This window comes from Pirellulaceae bacterium (genome assembly GCA_019636385.1).
In the GTDB taxonomy this organism is placed as follows: domain Bacteria; phylum Planctomycetota; class Planctomycetia; order Pirellulales; family Pirellulaceae; genus Aureliella.
The window spans coordinates 922,684-936,315 of record JAHBXT010000001.1; the positions used below are offsets into that span (position 1 = coordinate 922,684).

10 protein-coding genes are annotated in these 13,632 nt (G+C 56.8%); 5 read left to right on the top strand and 5 right to left on the bottom strand.

Translation table 11 applies throughout. The features are described from left to right. Window positions 1-4: 4 nt before the first annotated feature. Window positions 5-559 (bottom strand): orotate phosphoribosyltransferase, encoded by a 555-nt coding sequence (gene pyrE, locus KF752_03560; GenBank protein ID MBX3420614.1) that lies wholly within the window; start codon window positions 557-559, stop codon window positions 5-7. Between the two features lie 230 nt (window positions 560-789). Here pyrE and KF752_03565 point away from each other — a divergent pair, with 230 nt between their 5' ends. Beyond that, window positions 790-2,874 carry a hypothetical protein gene (locus tag KF752_03565; GenBank protein ID MBX3420615.1) on the top strand — a complete coding sequence of 695 codons (2,085 nt, stop codon included), beginning with the start codon at window positions 790-792 and terminating at the stop codon, window positions 2,872-2,874. A gap of 37 nt (window positions 2,875-2,911) precedes the next feature. Here KF752_03565 and KF752_03570 read toward each other — a convergent pair whose 3' ends face one another. The 4 genes from KF752_03570 to KF752_03585 all read right to left on the bottom strand — a co-directional run bounded on the left by KF752_03570 (window position 2,912) and on the right by KF752_03585 (window position 8,055). After that, window positions 2,912-4,189, bottom strand: a complete 1,278-nt coding sequence (locus KF752_03570; protein MBX3420616.1) for a NupC/NupG family nucleoside CNT transporter — start codon at window positions 4,187-4,189, stop codon at window positions 2,912-2,914. Window positions 4,190-4,354: 165 nt separating this feature from the next. Further along, window positions 4,355-5,155 (bottom strand): alpha/beta hydrolase, encoded by an 801-nt coding sequence (locus KF752_03575; GenBank protein ID MBX3420617.1) that lies wholly within the window; start codon window positions 5,153-5,155, stop codon window positions 4,355-4,357. A 2-nt stretch (window positions 5,156-5,157) separates the two neighbouring features. Further along, a complete protein-coding gene (locus KF752_03580) occupies window positions 5,158-5,733 on the bottom strand; it encodes a DUF2752 domain-containing protein (protein MBX3420618.1) in 576 nt (191 codons plus the stop codon). Window positions 5,734-5,817: 84 nt separating this feature from the next. After that, a complete protein-coding gene (locus KF752_03585) occupies window positions 5,818-8,055 on the bottom strand; it encodes a protein kinase (GenBank protein ID MBX3420619.1) in 2,238 nt (745 codons plus the stop codon). Between the two features lie 450 nt (window positions 8,056-8,505). Between KF752_03585 and KF752_03590 the strand changes: the two genes are divergently transcribed. The 4 genes from KF752_03590 to KF752_03605 all read left to right on the top strand — a co-directional run bounded on the left by KF752_03590 (window position 8,506) and on the right by KF752_03605 (window position 13,582). Further along, entirely contained in the window at window positions 8,506-10,011 is a 1,506-nt protein-coding gene (locus KF752_03590; GenBank protein MBX3420620.1) for a hypothetical protein, read from the top strand. Between the two features lie 87 nt (window positions 10,012-10,098). Further along, on the top strand, window positions 10,099-11,685 hold the full coding sequence (locus tag KF752_03595; GenBank protein ID MBX3420621.1) for a hypothetical protein: 1,587 nt from the start codon (window positions 10,099-10,101) through the stop codon (window positions 11,683-11,685). Next, window positions 11,672-12,367, top strand: coding sequence for an ABC transporter ATP-binding protein (locus KF752_03600; protein MBX3420622.1), 696 nt, complete (start codon window positions 11,672-11,674; stop codon window positions 12,365-12,367). The genes KF752_03595 and KF752_03600 overlap by 14 nt, the downstream gene beginning before the upstream one ends. Continuing rightward, window positions 12,368-13,582, top strand: a complete 1,215-nt coding sequence (locus KF752_03605) for a hypothetical protein (protein MBX3420623.1) — start codon at window positions 12,368-12,370, stop codon at window positions 13,580-13,582. Window positions 13,583-13,632 lie beyond the last annotated feature (50 nt).

Consider the following 13,632-nt stretch of genomic DNA (forward strand, 5'->3'; position numbering starts at 1 on the left):
CAGCTTAGGCTGGAATGCCCAAGTCGCGGACTGTCAACAGCGTTTGCAGTGACAGACCGGCCGCCTCGATCGCCTCCCGACCGCCTTCTAAACGATCCACGACCGCTAGCACTTGATGGACTTGTAGCCCAAACTCGCGAGCAGCGTCAACGGCTTTTAGTGCGCTGCCACCACTGGTGACAACATCTTCTACGATGACCGCCGACATGCCGGGCTGTACGGGCCCTTCAACCTGCCGTCCGGTACCATGTTGCTTCGCCTCTTTGCGGACGATGAATCCCAACAGCGGAATGCCTTGCTGACCCGCCAGCGTAATCGTCGCCGCCGTAATCGGATCCGCACCGATCGCCATACCGCCGATCGAATCGGGACGGCTTGCGCCCAGCAACTGTAACATGCCAGCGCCAATTTGATTTGCCCCTTGTGGATGCAAAGTCAACTTGCGGCAGTCCAGATAAAAACTGGCCTGTTTGCCGCTGGCCAAGGTAAAGTTGCCAAATTGAAGCGCATGCTGCTGTACGAGCTGAATAAGTCGTTGTTGATCGTACTGGGAGGCCATCATGGTCACTTGTTCAAGCGTAGAAGACTGATCGATCGTGCAATGGGAATCACGGTCATTCGCTCAGCGATTCACAATCCGCTTAATTGTCGCGTGCTAGCATCAGAGCTCAAGGCCCAATTGCCCTTGACCCGCGCTTGAGCCTTTCACTACCAACCATACGGGCCGAAGTAGGCGCTGATGGGGTCAGCGGTCCGATGATCGGCCAGCTTGGTTCAAGGGAAACTTTAATGATCCATTGCCACACCACTTGCCTGCTGGGGCTCAAGGCTTTCGCCATGGCAGGCCTGCTATCGATGCACACGGTTGTGCTGTCTTTGTCGGCCTGTGGCGCACCGCAGGGGCAGCCCGCCTACGTGACGGTTCAGCGCGCCCTGGTGTATAGCGGTCCTGCTGAGGATTTTTACCCTACAGAACAACTCAAGCTCGGTACGGCTGTTGAAGTCTTCCATGAAACCGACACTGGCTGGACGGCCATTCGGCCACCGCAAGGCAGTTACAGCTGGGTATTGGCCAAAGACGCATTCCTGCTACCCGGCGGCAAAACCATTCAGATTACTACCGAGAATTCAGTCAGTTGGATTGGCAGCTCGCTGGGAACCGCCAAACAGTATCGCTGGCAGGTCAAACTTCGCAGTGGTCAGCAACTTGCATTGCAGGGCGAAGAGACGACCAAGGATGCAGAAGGCAACGAAACGCTGTGGTACAAAATCGCGCCGCCCAGCGGTGAATTCCGTTGGATCCAGTCCGGCTTGATATCCAAACAGCCACCTGCGACGCTCGCGCAGCCTGACCCGCAGCAGACGGCAGCGGTCGTGCCGGCCTCAATGGCTGGCAGTGCCCCCAGTCGAACAGCACCACCCGGCAAGCGACCACCAGCCCCTCGGTCGCTCACCGAAAACAGGACCAGTTCAACTTTGGTCAACCATGCGGAGTTGGACTCGGACGATCAAGCTGATGATGAAGCAGATGATGAAGCAGATGATGAAGCAGGCAATGTGCAAAGGGCCGGCTATCAAGAGGAGGTCGTGGCCGAGGCGGTCGAGGGCCAGATCATCCTGGGCGATAGAACCTATGAAGACATGCCCTACGATGGTGAGTATGTGGTCGAAGGTGAATACATTGTCGATGGAGAAATGCCAGTTGAGCATGATGCGAATTGGAACGATTGGCAGCTATTTGAATTCACGGACGAGGGGCTACGATTCCCGTTGTGGGAGCGCGCACTATCGCGACGAGCGCAGCAACCCGACCCGCTACTGCATGACCCATTTTCGTTGGCCATGACGCCCAAGTCGCCGAGTGCAATGCGGCCCGTGCCGATCGAACCACCCCTGCCAGTACACCATCACCGAAAAACTCCATGGCGAGACCCGCGCGCGCTCAGCCAAAAGCGCATGCTGGGGTATCCCCAAGCCAGCGCCAAACCCGGCAGTGGCGCGACACTGTCTGCCTTACAGCAGATGCTGGGCAGCTCATCCGGTGGCATCCAGGCCGATACAGTATCAGCCACTGGACTGCCTTCGGAGAACAACGAACTGGTTCGTTCGAATCAGCAATTCAATCTGCTGGGCCCCCAGTCTGCCAACTATCAGCTACCTCGCCCTACTCCGCTTGGGGGCACACCCAACGGCAGCTTCACCGGACAATTTGCCCAATCGCTCAATGACACCAGCCAGCCTATGGTAAGCGAAGTGAGCGGCACGTTAATGAGGTTGCAGCAATCGCTTAACGAGATGGTCACGCGGCCTGTGATGCAGTGGAATTTTGGAGCGCTGAAGGGACAGGTACAGCACTATATCAGCCATGGCAGTACGCCGGTCGAGCGAGGACAAGCGCGACTACTGATGGAACGCATTCAGTCTTTCGAGCAATTGGCGATGCGTTCGGGCAATTTGATGGCCGGACAAGCGGCGCCGTTCGGCGGAACAGCGACCACCGTTTTGGGCGGACCGCCAGTTGTGACAGCCAGCTATACAGTATCTGGCGATCCCGCATCGGGCGCTTATGCATTGGGTAGTGATTCAACCGTCGGCGGTCTGCCGCCACAATCTGCTGCAGATGGAACGACAGGCGGCCGATTGCCGTTTGACGCGACCGGTTGGCTTGTCCCCGTACATTCAGTGGTATCTGGTCAACCGACTCACGCCATTACTGACGATTCGGGGCAGATCGTGGTGTATGTCACCGCGCTGCCAGGCATGAATTTGGATCGCTACGTCAATCAAGCGGTCGGCATTCACGGCTTACGCGGATTCTTGCCACAATTCCAAGCCTCTCACATCGAAGCTCATAATGTGATTCGCATTAGGTAAAGTGCGGCTAGCAGAAGTCGATTGGGAACGCATGCAGCTAACCGCCGGATAGCGACAGAAAAAAGCCGGCGATAGTGGCGGACATCAGGTTCGAAAGCGAACCGGCAGCGACGGCCCGTAGACCAAATCGCGCGATCTCTGGGCGGCGACTAGGGGCCATGGACCCAAGTCCACCCAGCAGAATGGCAATCGACGATAAGTTGGCGAAGCCACAGAGCGCAAATGAGACGATGGCTTTGGTGTGGTCGGACATGGCGACTTCGCCAATGAGTTGTCGATTGTCGAGGTAGGGTGCCAAATTCAAATAGGCCACGAACTCGTTGACCACCAGCTTCTGGCCAATGAACGAACCGGCGACCGAAGCTTCTTGCCATGGGACACCAATCAAGAACGCCAGCGGTGAGAATGTCCAACCCAAAATCAACTCCAACGACAGATTCTCGTAGCCCAGCCGCGAGCCGACACCCGACAGCATGCCGTTCAACAGGCTAATCAGGCCGATAAACGCCAACAGCATGGCACCGACGTTCAAGGCCAGCTTCAGTCCATCGGCAGCTCCGACGGCCGCGGCGTCGATCACGTTGGCCGGGCCCGCTTCGGCGGAATCATCCCTATGGGTGTGACGATTGTCGATCGGCTCGGTTTCCGGCACGATCAACTTGGCAAATAGCAGGCCGCCAGGCGCAGCCATGAAAGAAGCAGCGATCAAGTACTCCATCTTCACGCCCATCGATGCGTAGCCGGCTAGTACCGAACCGGCCACCGACGCCAGTCCACCGGTCATGACCGCAAACAGTTCAGAGCGCGTCATGCCAGCGATATAGGGGCGAACGACCAGCGGTGCTTCTGTTTGACCCACAAAGATATTGGCCGTGGCCGACATCGATTCGGTTCGCGAGGTTCCTAGCAGCAACCGAAGTGCGCCACCCAATAACCGAATCACCAACTGCATGATGCCTAGATAGTACAACACAGAAATTAGCGACGAAAAAAAGATGATGACCGGCAACACACGCAGAGCGAATACAAAGCCGTCATGACCAAAATTCTCGGCCATCTTTTCATGGATCACCAATCCGCCGAACAAGAACTGGATGCCATCCTGACCGTAGCCGATGACTTGGCTGACCGCATCCGAAGCTGCTTTCAGTGTGTCTTGACCGATGGGCACATACAGTACAAAGGCTCCTAAGCCTGCTTGAATGGCGAAGGCTCCTAGAACGGTCCGGATTTTGATGGCGCGTCGATTCGTTGACAGGGCTACCGCCAACAGGATTAAGGTAGCCATTCCGACCAGACTCATCAGCGGATTCATTCAGGAGCCTCCCAACCAGCGAAATAAAGCCGAACAATCCGAGTGCTAGACCGTGACGGTTGCTTGCCAACCGAGAGCGAACGCCTGACGGCTGAAAAAACACGGGCGTTGCCCAGCTAGTTATACTCGAAGAAGATTGACGCGGTGCGAGCGTGGCATGCAGCGTCAGCGATTGCTGAGTAAGAATTCTCCGACCAGCCGGTTAAAGTGTGCGGGGGCCTCCATGGGAGTCATATGACCAACCGATGGTATCTCATGGTAGCTGCTGGTCGATATGCGCTCGGCCCACTGTCGCGTAGCATCCGGCGGCGCCAACGGGTCGAGCTGTCCGGTCAGGACCAGCGTCGGCAGTTTGATTGACTCCAGGTGCGGAACAAAATCGCGCCGCTCCGCCATGGCCCGCTGGGCCGCCGCAATCGCTGCCGGGCTAGCTGTCTGCAGTATGGTCTGCAACAACTGGTGGACCTCTGTGCCCGAACTATTGGCGGCGATCAATCGCCCCATAAGCGGCTGGACTGTCGGCCATGTCCCCGCTTGCACGACTCGCTCGGCCATGTCCAACCGTGCCTGACGAGCCGCTGTGTCATCCACCGACGGCTTGGTGTTGGTCAGCGTCAACGATTTAAGATGTTGTCCGTACTTGCGCCAATACTCCAGCGCCACGTAGCCTCCCATCGACAGGCCGATCAGGTGTACTTGCTGATCGGGTGCCAAATGTTTGCGCATGACGTCGATGTCGTCGGCTAAATCTTCGATCCGATATTGATCGTCCAACGACGATAGACCGAAGCCACGCAACTCGGGGATCAAGCAGTGGAACCACGTCCCCAGGTGTTCGGCCGTTTGGGTCCACATGCGATGATCTAGAGGAAACCCATGCAGCAGAATTACCGCCGGGCCCGATCCCAAGGCCTTGACCGACAGAGTCCGGCCACTAGGCGTAATCAGTGCGATTGAATTGAGCACGATCACCAGCTCCAAGTCATGCGTAACACCCACTGCATCGCCAGCGCTACCATCATACCCAGCGCTATCCACATGTTTGCACCAAACCAGCGACTATAGAAGGGGCGCCGCCGCCAAGCATTGCGTATGCGCTGCGGCAGGCACTGGACAGTGGCCAAAGGAATTTGCGCAATCACCAACACATACAAAGCAATGCCCACTGGGTTGAGCTGCCAGGCGGCTGCTAGATTGCCGCGCGACAGATGGACAAAGCTGCGAGTCAAACCGCAACCGGGGCAATCGACTCCCAGCAACCGATACGATGTGCAAGCGTCGGGCAAGGCGATGGTACTCCAAGGCAGCAGCAGGCTGCGATCCGGACCGGGACGCAATAACACCGACAGCGCCAGCACAGCCACGGGGGCCGTCAGCCACAGCCAGCGCACCGGCCCAGGCAGCGAAGCGCCAACCGGTTCAACCAGGCGCGTCGTCGTGGACTCTATCGGCTGCGGTTCGCAAGGCGCTCGTCGATCCTCTGTGCGCGCCAGGACGCTCGAATGGCTCTGCACATATTGGCTGGACGCTGGATTGAGTGGCACAGTGGGCTCGATCACGCCGCCCCCGATTGAGTTGAATTCGACCTGGACTATTCAAAGCCTGTGCAGTGACCGACAGCGTCAAGCTTACAGTCGAACGTCTTCGGTCACCGTCGATTTGCTGTCGCTGCCAGGCGCCACCATTTTACCACGTACGGTGGCGGCTTGGCCCAGTCGGAAGACAAAGTACCACAGAGCCAGTACAACGGTCAAGAATGTGACGATCTCCAGAATGCCTTCTCGGAACAGGCTGGAAGCCAAGGACTCGATGGGCGCTGCCACAGCCGACTTGCGCTCCTGCACCAAAATCCACAAATCGCTCTTTTCGGGTTCGAGATTGGTTTGGGATGCCGCTTGCGGCAGTTCGACCTGATCAGCACAAGCAATCCATGGCCCTTCAAAGCGCTGACCTCCGTCAAATGTGGCCACTGGATCGTGATAGTTATCCAGGCCGGTGGTGGTCAAGGCATTGATAACTGGAATGGCGATCTGTGGAATCATGGTTGCCTTCATCAGCTCGGCTTCCAAATTACGAAAATATGGATGCTGCAACAGTGTGCCGCGCTGATTCCCACTGCGGCCATCAAACAACACCGCCATTCGATCCAGTTGGTCGGCTTGGTAGTCCTGTTGGCTTAGCAAATCGAAGTCGCCCAAGTTAATGGTCAAGACCAACACCCCAATCGGCATTTCCGAATCGGGACGTTGATCGGCCTGATCAGCGTCGTGCGGTTGATCCCAAATGGGAGCGCTGACGGCAATCTTCCATTTGCCCGTCGAGGTCGAGCGGAACGAGGCCGATAAACGTGTTGTCCGTGTAGGCGTATGCTGCAACGCTGTCTCGCTCGGAAGCCCGTCCGCCCGCTGACCGGTGAAATAGCTGCGAAAAGCAAAATTCTGCCCTACAGGACTGACCGCAGTCTTGCCCTCCAGTTCGTCGGTAAAGGCGATTCCAAGGTTGGTTCCTTGTGCGTCGTTTATAAACAACGAATTGAGCAGGGACTGGCCGCGATGGCGTTGAGTGGCCAGCAAGTCCAAACGCTGTTGCAAATACGCTTCTAGAGCCGCATGTTCGGGCATCATTTGAATCTTGAGCGTCACCGCCGGGTCGCTATGGCCCGCAGCGATCTCGGCCAAAGCTTCATTGCCAGCTTCTGTACAGCGTTTGAGGAGCTGGCCCAAATCCGCGCGAGTCGTTTCGGTCTGGACAATGCTAAATAGCGACTGCAGCTCCGACTGTAATGTTCGCGCGGCATAACGCGCGGCAAAGCGATTGCTTTCCAGCGCGCGCTGCACAACGCTGCGTTCAGATTGTTCGAGTGCCATTTTCTGACTGCGCGCCGAAAATAGGATCATCAGGCTCATGAGCAGCAACGGCCCAACCAGACCTAGCAGATACAGTGGTCGGCGATTACGCTGTCGTCGCCGGTTGTCCAATGCCCCGATAACCTGCTGGACATTTTGGAATCGCTGCCGTGGATTGACCTGCAGGCAGCGGTCGATGATTTGTGCAAAATGTTTGTCGATACCACGTCGACGATAATGCAGCCGTGGCCGTGGCGAATTCTGAATGAGCTGCCGATATTTTTGTAGACGGTCCAATACCGAGCTGGTCGTGTCGAGTGCCTCGACGGTCTGCGGTGAACGGTAGGGTGGCGCGCCGACCAACAGCGTGTAGGCGATGGCTCCCAAAGCATACACGTCCCACGTTACATCGGGCGTAGCTTGAATGTCGGCTTGTTCAGGCGCCATGTAGAACAGGGTGCCCAGTGAAGCTGAGGTGTCGCCCGCCATACGCCCTTGGCCAAAGTCCGCCAGTCGTGGGCGGAATGAATGATCCAGCAGCACGTTGGCGGGCTTGAGATCGCAGTGCAGGATGCCTTTGCCGTGCGCAAAGCTGAGTCCTTCAGCAATTTCACGCATCAAATTGACCGTCTGCGCGACGCTCAATTCTTCTTTGGCGCGCACTAGGTCTTCCAATGATCCGTTTTCCAGGAACTCCATGACATAGTACGGCGGATCGTGATCCCAACCCACCTTCAATACTTGCACCACGTGTCGCGCAGCTGACATGTCGGCCAACAAACTGACCTCGCGGCGCAACAACTCCATGTTCAGGCTGCCACGATGCAAATAGCATTTGATGGCCACCGGACGATGGGTATTTAAGTCCGAGGCCAGCCACACTTGGCCGAAGGCGCCTTCACCCAGCGGTCGCAGAATTTGATAGCCGCTGAGCGTGGGCGGTTGTCTGCTCTGCAAGCTCAGCTCTTCAGAGCGACGACGATCTCCTGCGGTTTGCGATTGTGTGTAGTCTAAACTCATCCGCGATCCCGCTCCGTCGCCAATTCATATGTCCCGCCCGCCACTGAACAGATTTTATACTTTTATGGCATAAAAAAAGGCGAGTCCGATTGCACAGCAACCGGCTCGCCTCACACGGGGGGTGAGAAAGCTCCGCTTTCCCGAACGATTTGCGTTCATCCTTAGACTAGTTTCGTGGGCTGCTGGCCGAGGAAACTTAGTCGAGTTTTGTAGGAATTCCGCTTAACTGCGTGGGCGAGTCGGTCGAATATGCCGATTGTTTCGATTATCCTGCGCCCCGCTGTGCCCAGCACGGTGAGCACTTGACCCAAGCAGCAGCCAAGATAATCCTTAGAGCTTTCGGCTGGAAAAGGCCCAGTACTCAGAACTCAGTAGTTAGTAGTCAGGACTCTGACCATCGCAACCGTTTTTATTCTTTATCCATAACCGCTTTCTTCCTAGGTCCAGGACATGACAAACCGCAGTGGGCGGAGGCAAATGCTGGGCACGGTCAGCACGGTGGCTGCGGGCTGTGTGGTGGCTGGACGGCATCCCTGGATTCTGGCGGATCAACCGGGCTCTTCCCTGAACAATCCCATTCCACAGGAGAACGCGCAGCTAGGTACTCGCGATTGGATGCTGACCAACACGCGCATCGATCGGTCATCTAAATATCGCTGTCCCTGGGTGGAAGGCTACGCCTCACACGCCAGCATTTTGCCGGGTGAAACACTGTCGCTGATGATCAGCACTCAGCCTGCCAGCAGCGTGCTGATTCAGGTGTATCGCCTGGGCTATTACGGCGGCTTGGGAGGGCGGCAGGTAGCAGAGGTCGGACCGATGATGTGCCAGACTCAAAGCGTTCCCCAGCCGGGCGATCGACGATTGATGGATTGTCGTTGGCCGACAACTGTCCAACTGCCCATCGGTCGTGATTGGGTCAGCGGCGTATATGTGGCTAAGCTGACCGAGCAGCGCGAGCAGTTGCAAAGTTACATTATCTTTATCGTCAAGGATCAGCGCCGCGCAGACCTAGTGTTTCAGTGCGCCGATCACACTTGGCAAGCTTACAATCGCTGGCCATCCCAGTTCTCGTTGTACGACGACGGTCAGAACGAGTGGCATTGGGGTGGCCAGTCGCGAGTCAGCTTCAATCGTCCCTATGGCAAGTACTGTCAGATACTAGACGCGCCGCTGTCGACCGGTTCCGGCGAGTATTTCCTGTGGGAGTTTCCGTTTTCCCATTGGTTGGAGGCCGAGGGCTACAACGTTACCTATGTCTCCAACACGGATACCCATCAAGATGCCAGCAGTTGCCTACGGGGTCGAGGCTGGTTGAGCGTGGGGCACGACGAGTATTGGACGATCGAAATGTTTCGCAATGTCAGCGCGGCACGCGACCAGGGCATCCATTTGGGTTTCTTTAGCGGTAATGCGGTATGCGGTCGAGTCGAGTGGGACGCTGACAGTCGCTCGCTGTGGCGCGTAGGCGTGTATGGTCCTCCGGGCGGTATGCGTGATTTTGAGTCGATGGCGACTCTTGAACATCTGCCTCCCTATGCCAATGAATTGTTGGGGGCCCATAGCACTGGTCCCGTTACCGGTGGTGCGGATTGGATCTGCTCACTACCCGATCACTGGATTTACCAGCAGACGAATATGCAATGGGGCGACCGTATTCCAGGATTGATCGGCTGGGAGTACCACGGCGACCCGGCGGCCATTGAAGGGTTACAAGTAGTTGCCACAGGGCCAACGCAATCGGCACCAGGTCAGCCCAACGGAGGCGTTTATACCGCCACGGTATATCCCGGCCCCCGCGGTAACATCGTGTTCAATGCGGCGACATGTTGGTGGGCCGATGGCTTGAGCGCTCCGCCCGGCTATCAGTCGCCGCGCGTTTATACGGCTCCGCAAGGCGTCGATCCGCGCGTGCAGCAAATAACCCGCAATATATTGGCTAGGATGCTACGCTGAACAGCCACGATGAAACAACGCTGGAACCGTTCGCAGGAGTTGCAGGATGGGACTAGCGGGATGAACGGCATAGAGGAATTGTGACCAATGGTGAAGCTTGTTTTCAACTGGCTGTGGATCGTGGCCATCGCTTCGTCGGCTGGTGCGCATCCCATTTCGCTCAGCTCGGCGATCGTCGATGTCAGTCCCCGCCAGTTGCGCGTCGAATTGCAGATCATGCTTGAAGACCTGATAATGTACCACGGCTTAGCTGCCGATGCTGGACAGCGTTATGCGGCGGCAGACCTACGCGCGGCGGCGGAAAAACATCGCCAGTTTGTGTTGGACTATTTCACCATTCGCGACGAGCAAGGCCAGCTCCTGACCGCCACAATCGAAAACGTAACCTTGGATCAAATCGATGACGCAGGGGTCGAGCTGAGCGAAGTGATGCAGCGCTCGATCGGTTTCGATTTGGTGATGTCACTTGAGCAGGAGCAGCCGCAGTATTTAACTTTCTTGCAACAGTTTGGCGGACCTGATGCCACGCTGCCAGCCATCATGGATTTGTACGTCGTGCGCGGGGATATCTTCGAAGAGTCCTCGCAATTGGCTTTCGGCCGCCCGCATTCGGTTGAATTGAACTGGAATCGAAATCTCGAAGGCCGCCGCGAAAGCGTTGTCGAACTGCGGAAGCGGCGTCGAGACCAATTTGATGCGCGGTTAGGTATCGCCAGCTACGCGGGCCTATATTCTTTCTTGTACATCACGCGCTTTGAAGTGCGGCACGAGATCCTAATTCCACTGTTAACGCTCGAACAATGGCAGCCCATCGTCCGACAAAATGCCGATTTCTTGGAGGTTGACGAACAGGCAGCAGCTCGACAGGCAATTACGGAGTACTTTCAGTCTCAGGGGCGTGTGACGATCAACGGTCAAGTTGTCCAGCCGCATGTAAGCCGCGTCAATTTCTTCGGCTTGGATATTCGCGATTTTGCACTTAACGCCGAACCGCGACGGATCAGCGCCTATCAAGGGCGCGTGGGCGTGATCGTCAGTTATCCCAGCCGCCAGACCCCCAGTCGCGTCGGCTTTCAGTGGACACAGTTTTCGGCTCAGGCACCGTTCATTGATGCCGTGCTGATGATTGGCAACGAAAAGCCCGACCGCTTCTATTTTCATCCCGAGGCGACCGAGTATCACTGGCAGGGCGATTTAGTGGGGCCGCAGCCACAGCAGGTACCCGCCAACCGAGATCTGTCGGACTCGAAACTGCGTAGCCAAGTATTGACCGCCATCCTGACCAATCTCTATCGCGCGTTCGATTTTCGGCACGACGAGGATATCTACGATGCCTTGGCCAGCGGGGCTCGCGGTCCTCTGCTACGAGAAATATATCTGCGAGTCAAACGCACTTTGGTGATGGCAGAGCAGGGTGGCCAGACGGCTCAGGCAACTGAGGTGGTGGTACAGTCCGCCCAGCCGGTGCCGGGGCAGGGCGACGTGTGGGACACGACCTGGACGGTCAAAAGCGTCTCTGAACATTGGGGACACCTGCATACGCGAACCGCACAATTTCGTGCTCACTTGAAACTGATTCAAGATGCCGGCACCTGGAAGCTTGATCAGTTTCAATTGCAAGATGAACAGACGCTACAGTTCACTACCAGCATCCGCGGATATGATTCAAATTGAAGACTTGCAGTTCGACTACGCCTCTGGCCAGCAGGCTGAGGACGCTTTTCGACTGTCGATTCCACACTTGACGATTCAGGCCGGAGAACGAGTAGCACTGATCGGTCCCAGCGGCGCTGGAAAATCGACGCTGCTGCATCTGATCGCCGGCGCCGTGCAACCCAGTCGCGGTACCATTCGAGTCGCCTCGACGTGCGTCAGCTCACTGGGGGATGCTCAGCGCCGTCACTTTCGGGTCACTCAGATTGGTTTCGTGTTCCAGGATTTTCAACTACTGGAACACCTTTCCGTACGCGAGAATATTCTGCTGCCCTATCTGATCCATCGCGGAATCCGCGCCGATGCGCAGGTGCATCAACGACTCGAACAGTTGGCAGCCGATGCAGGACTGGGCGCCAAGTTGGCGCGGAGCCCCGGACGATTGTCACATGGCGAACGACAGCGTGTGGCCGTGTGCCGAGCCTTAATCGCCCAGCCGTCGATTCTGTTGGCCGACGAACCGACGGGCAGCCTGGATCCGCAAACTGCCGCCCACGTTTTGGAATTGCTCCTGAATCAGGTGCGAAGTCGATCGACAACCTTGCTACTTGTCACCCACGATCGCAGTTGGCTGGGTCGCTTTGATCGAGTCATCGACATAGCTGCCATTACCTGCCCGTCGGCTGCTGCGGAGGCTCGGTAGATGCGGTCGATGCTGTTGTTGGCTTGGCGCTACACGCGCTATTATTGGGGACGAACCGCGATTCTGGTGGCGGTGCTGACGATTACCTGCTATCTCCCACTGGCGACGCACTGGAGCATCCAGCTCTTTGAACGGCAGGCAACGCTGCGCGCTGCTCAAACGCCGTTGGTCGTGGGGGCCCAGGGCAGCCGATTCGGTTTGGTGATGCACGCCCTTTACTTCCGCGGCGAATCGCCGCCCGCGATACCGCAGTCCGAGCTGCGCAGTATCCAGCAGTCTCAGTTGGCACAAGCCATTCCCATTCATGCACGATATCGTGCTCGGGGGGTACCCGTCGTGGGAACCACGCAGCACTATTTTCAGTGGCGCGGTTTGACCATCGAGCGCGGGCAAACGTGGCAACGCTTGGGAGACTGCGTGGTGGGACACGCGGCGGCGGCTCGCCTGCATTTGAATCCCGGCGATCGACTACTGACAGAGCCGGAGGGATTGCTCAATCTGTCAGGGCCAGCACCATTCAACATGCGCGTCACAGGCATCTTGTCACGTACCGGCACGGCTGATGATGATGCCGTCTTATGCGAATTGAAAACCACCTGGCTGATTGCCGGCATCGGTCATGGCCATACGCTGGACAATCAGCGGCAGCCCGATGACCCCTCCGCTGAACAATCTGATTCTCAATCGGATTCACAACTGGAGGCTGAAACACAACATCAGCACGCCGCTGGTCGCGAATACTTGCAGCAGTATCAAGAGGTAAACGACGAAAACTTGCATACCTTTCACTTTCATGGCCGCAGTAGCCAATATCCTCTGACAGCCATCATCGCCATTGCTGATTCGGAAAAGTCCGCAACGTTATTGGAAGGCAAATATTTTGAACCCGATCAGGTGACTCAAATTGTTCGGCCCATAGATGTGATCGAAGAACTCATGCAGGTGATCGGCAGAGTGCGTCAGATGTTTGATATTGGCATCATCGGTCTGTCGCTGGCCACCGGGTTGTTGGTGGCGCTGGTGCTGATGCTGTCGATCCGCCTGCGCGAACGAGAAATGCAGACCATGTATTTGTTGGGCTGCAGCCGCGGTACCATAGCCGGAATAGTCTGCGCCGAGTGGGCAATTGTAATCACCAGCAGTCTGATCCTGGCGACGCTGCTGGCTTGGGGGACGTTAAACCTGTTCCCGTGGATCGTGGTACACATGTTATGATGTTATCCATGGCTTGCCTGCATTGCATTGTTCGAGCAGCGTAGTCACAA

Excerpts from the sequence above, each read along its gene's own strand:
- pyrE (MBX3420614.1), bottom strand. The coding sequence starts at position 559 with ATGGCCTCCCAGTACGATCAACAACGACTTATTCAGCTCGTACAGCAG.
- KF752_03565 (MBX3420615.1), top strand. The coding sequence starts at position 790 with ATGATCCATTGCCACACCACTTGCCTGCTGGGGCTCAAGGCTTTCGCC.
- KF752_03570 (MBX3420616.1), bottom strand. The coding sequence starts at position 4,189 with ATGAATCCGCTGATGAGTCTGGTCGGAATGGCTACCTTAATCCTGTTG.
- KF752_03585 (MBX3420619.1), bottom strand. The coding sequence starts at position 8,055 with ATGAGTTTAGACTACACACAATCGCAAACCGCAGGAGATCGTCGTCGC.
- KF752_03590 (MBX3420620.1), top strand. The coding sequence starts at position 8,506 with ATGACAAACCGCAGTGGGCGGAGGCAAATGCTGGGCACGGTCAGCACG.
- KF752_03595 (MBX3420621.1), top strand. The coding sequence starts at position 10,099 with ATGGTGAAGCTTGTTTTCAACTGGCTGTGGATCGTGGCCATCGCTTCG.
- KF752_03600 (MBX3420622.1), top strand. The coding sequence starts at position 11,672 with ATGATTCAAATTGAAGACTTGCAGTTCGACTACGCCTCTGGCCAGCAG.
- KF752_03605 (MBX3420623.1), top strand. The coding sequence starts at position 12,368 with ATGCGGTCGATGCTGTTGTTGGCTTGGCGCTACACGCGCTATTATTGG.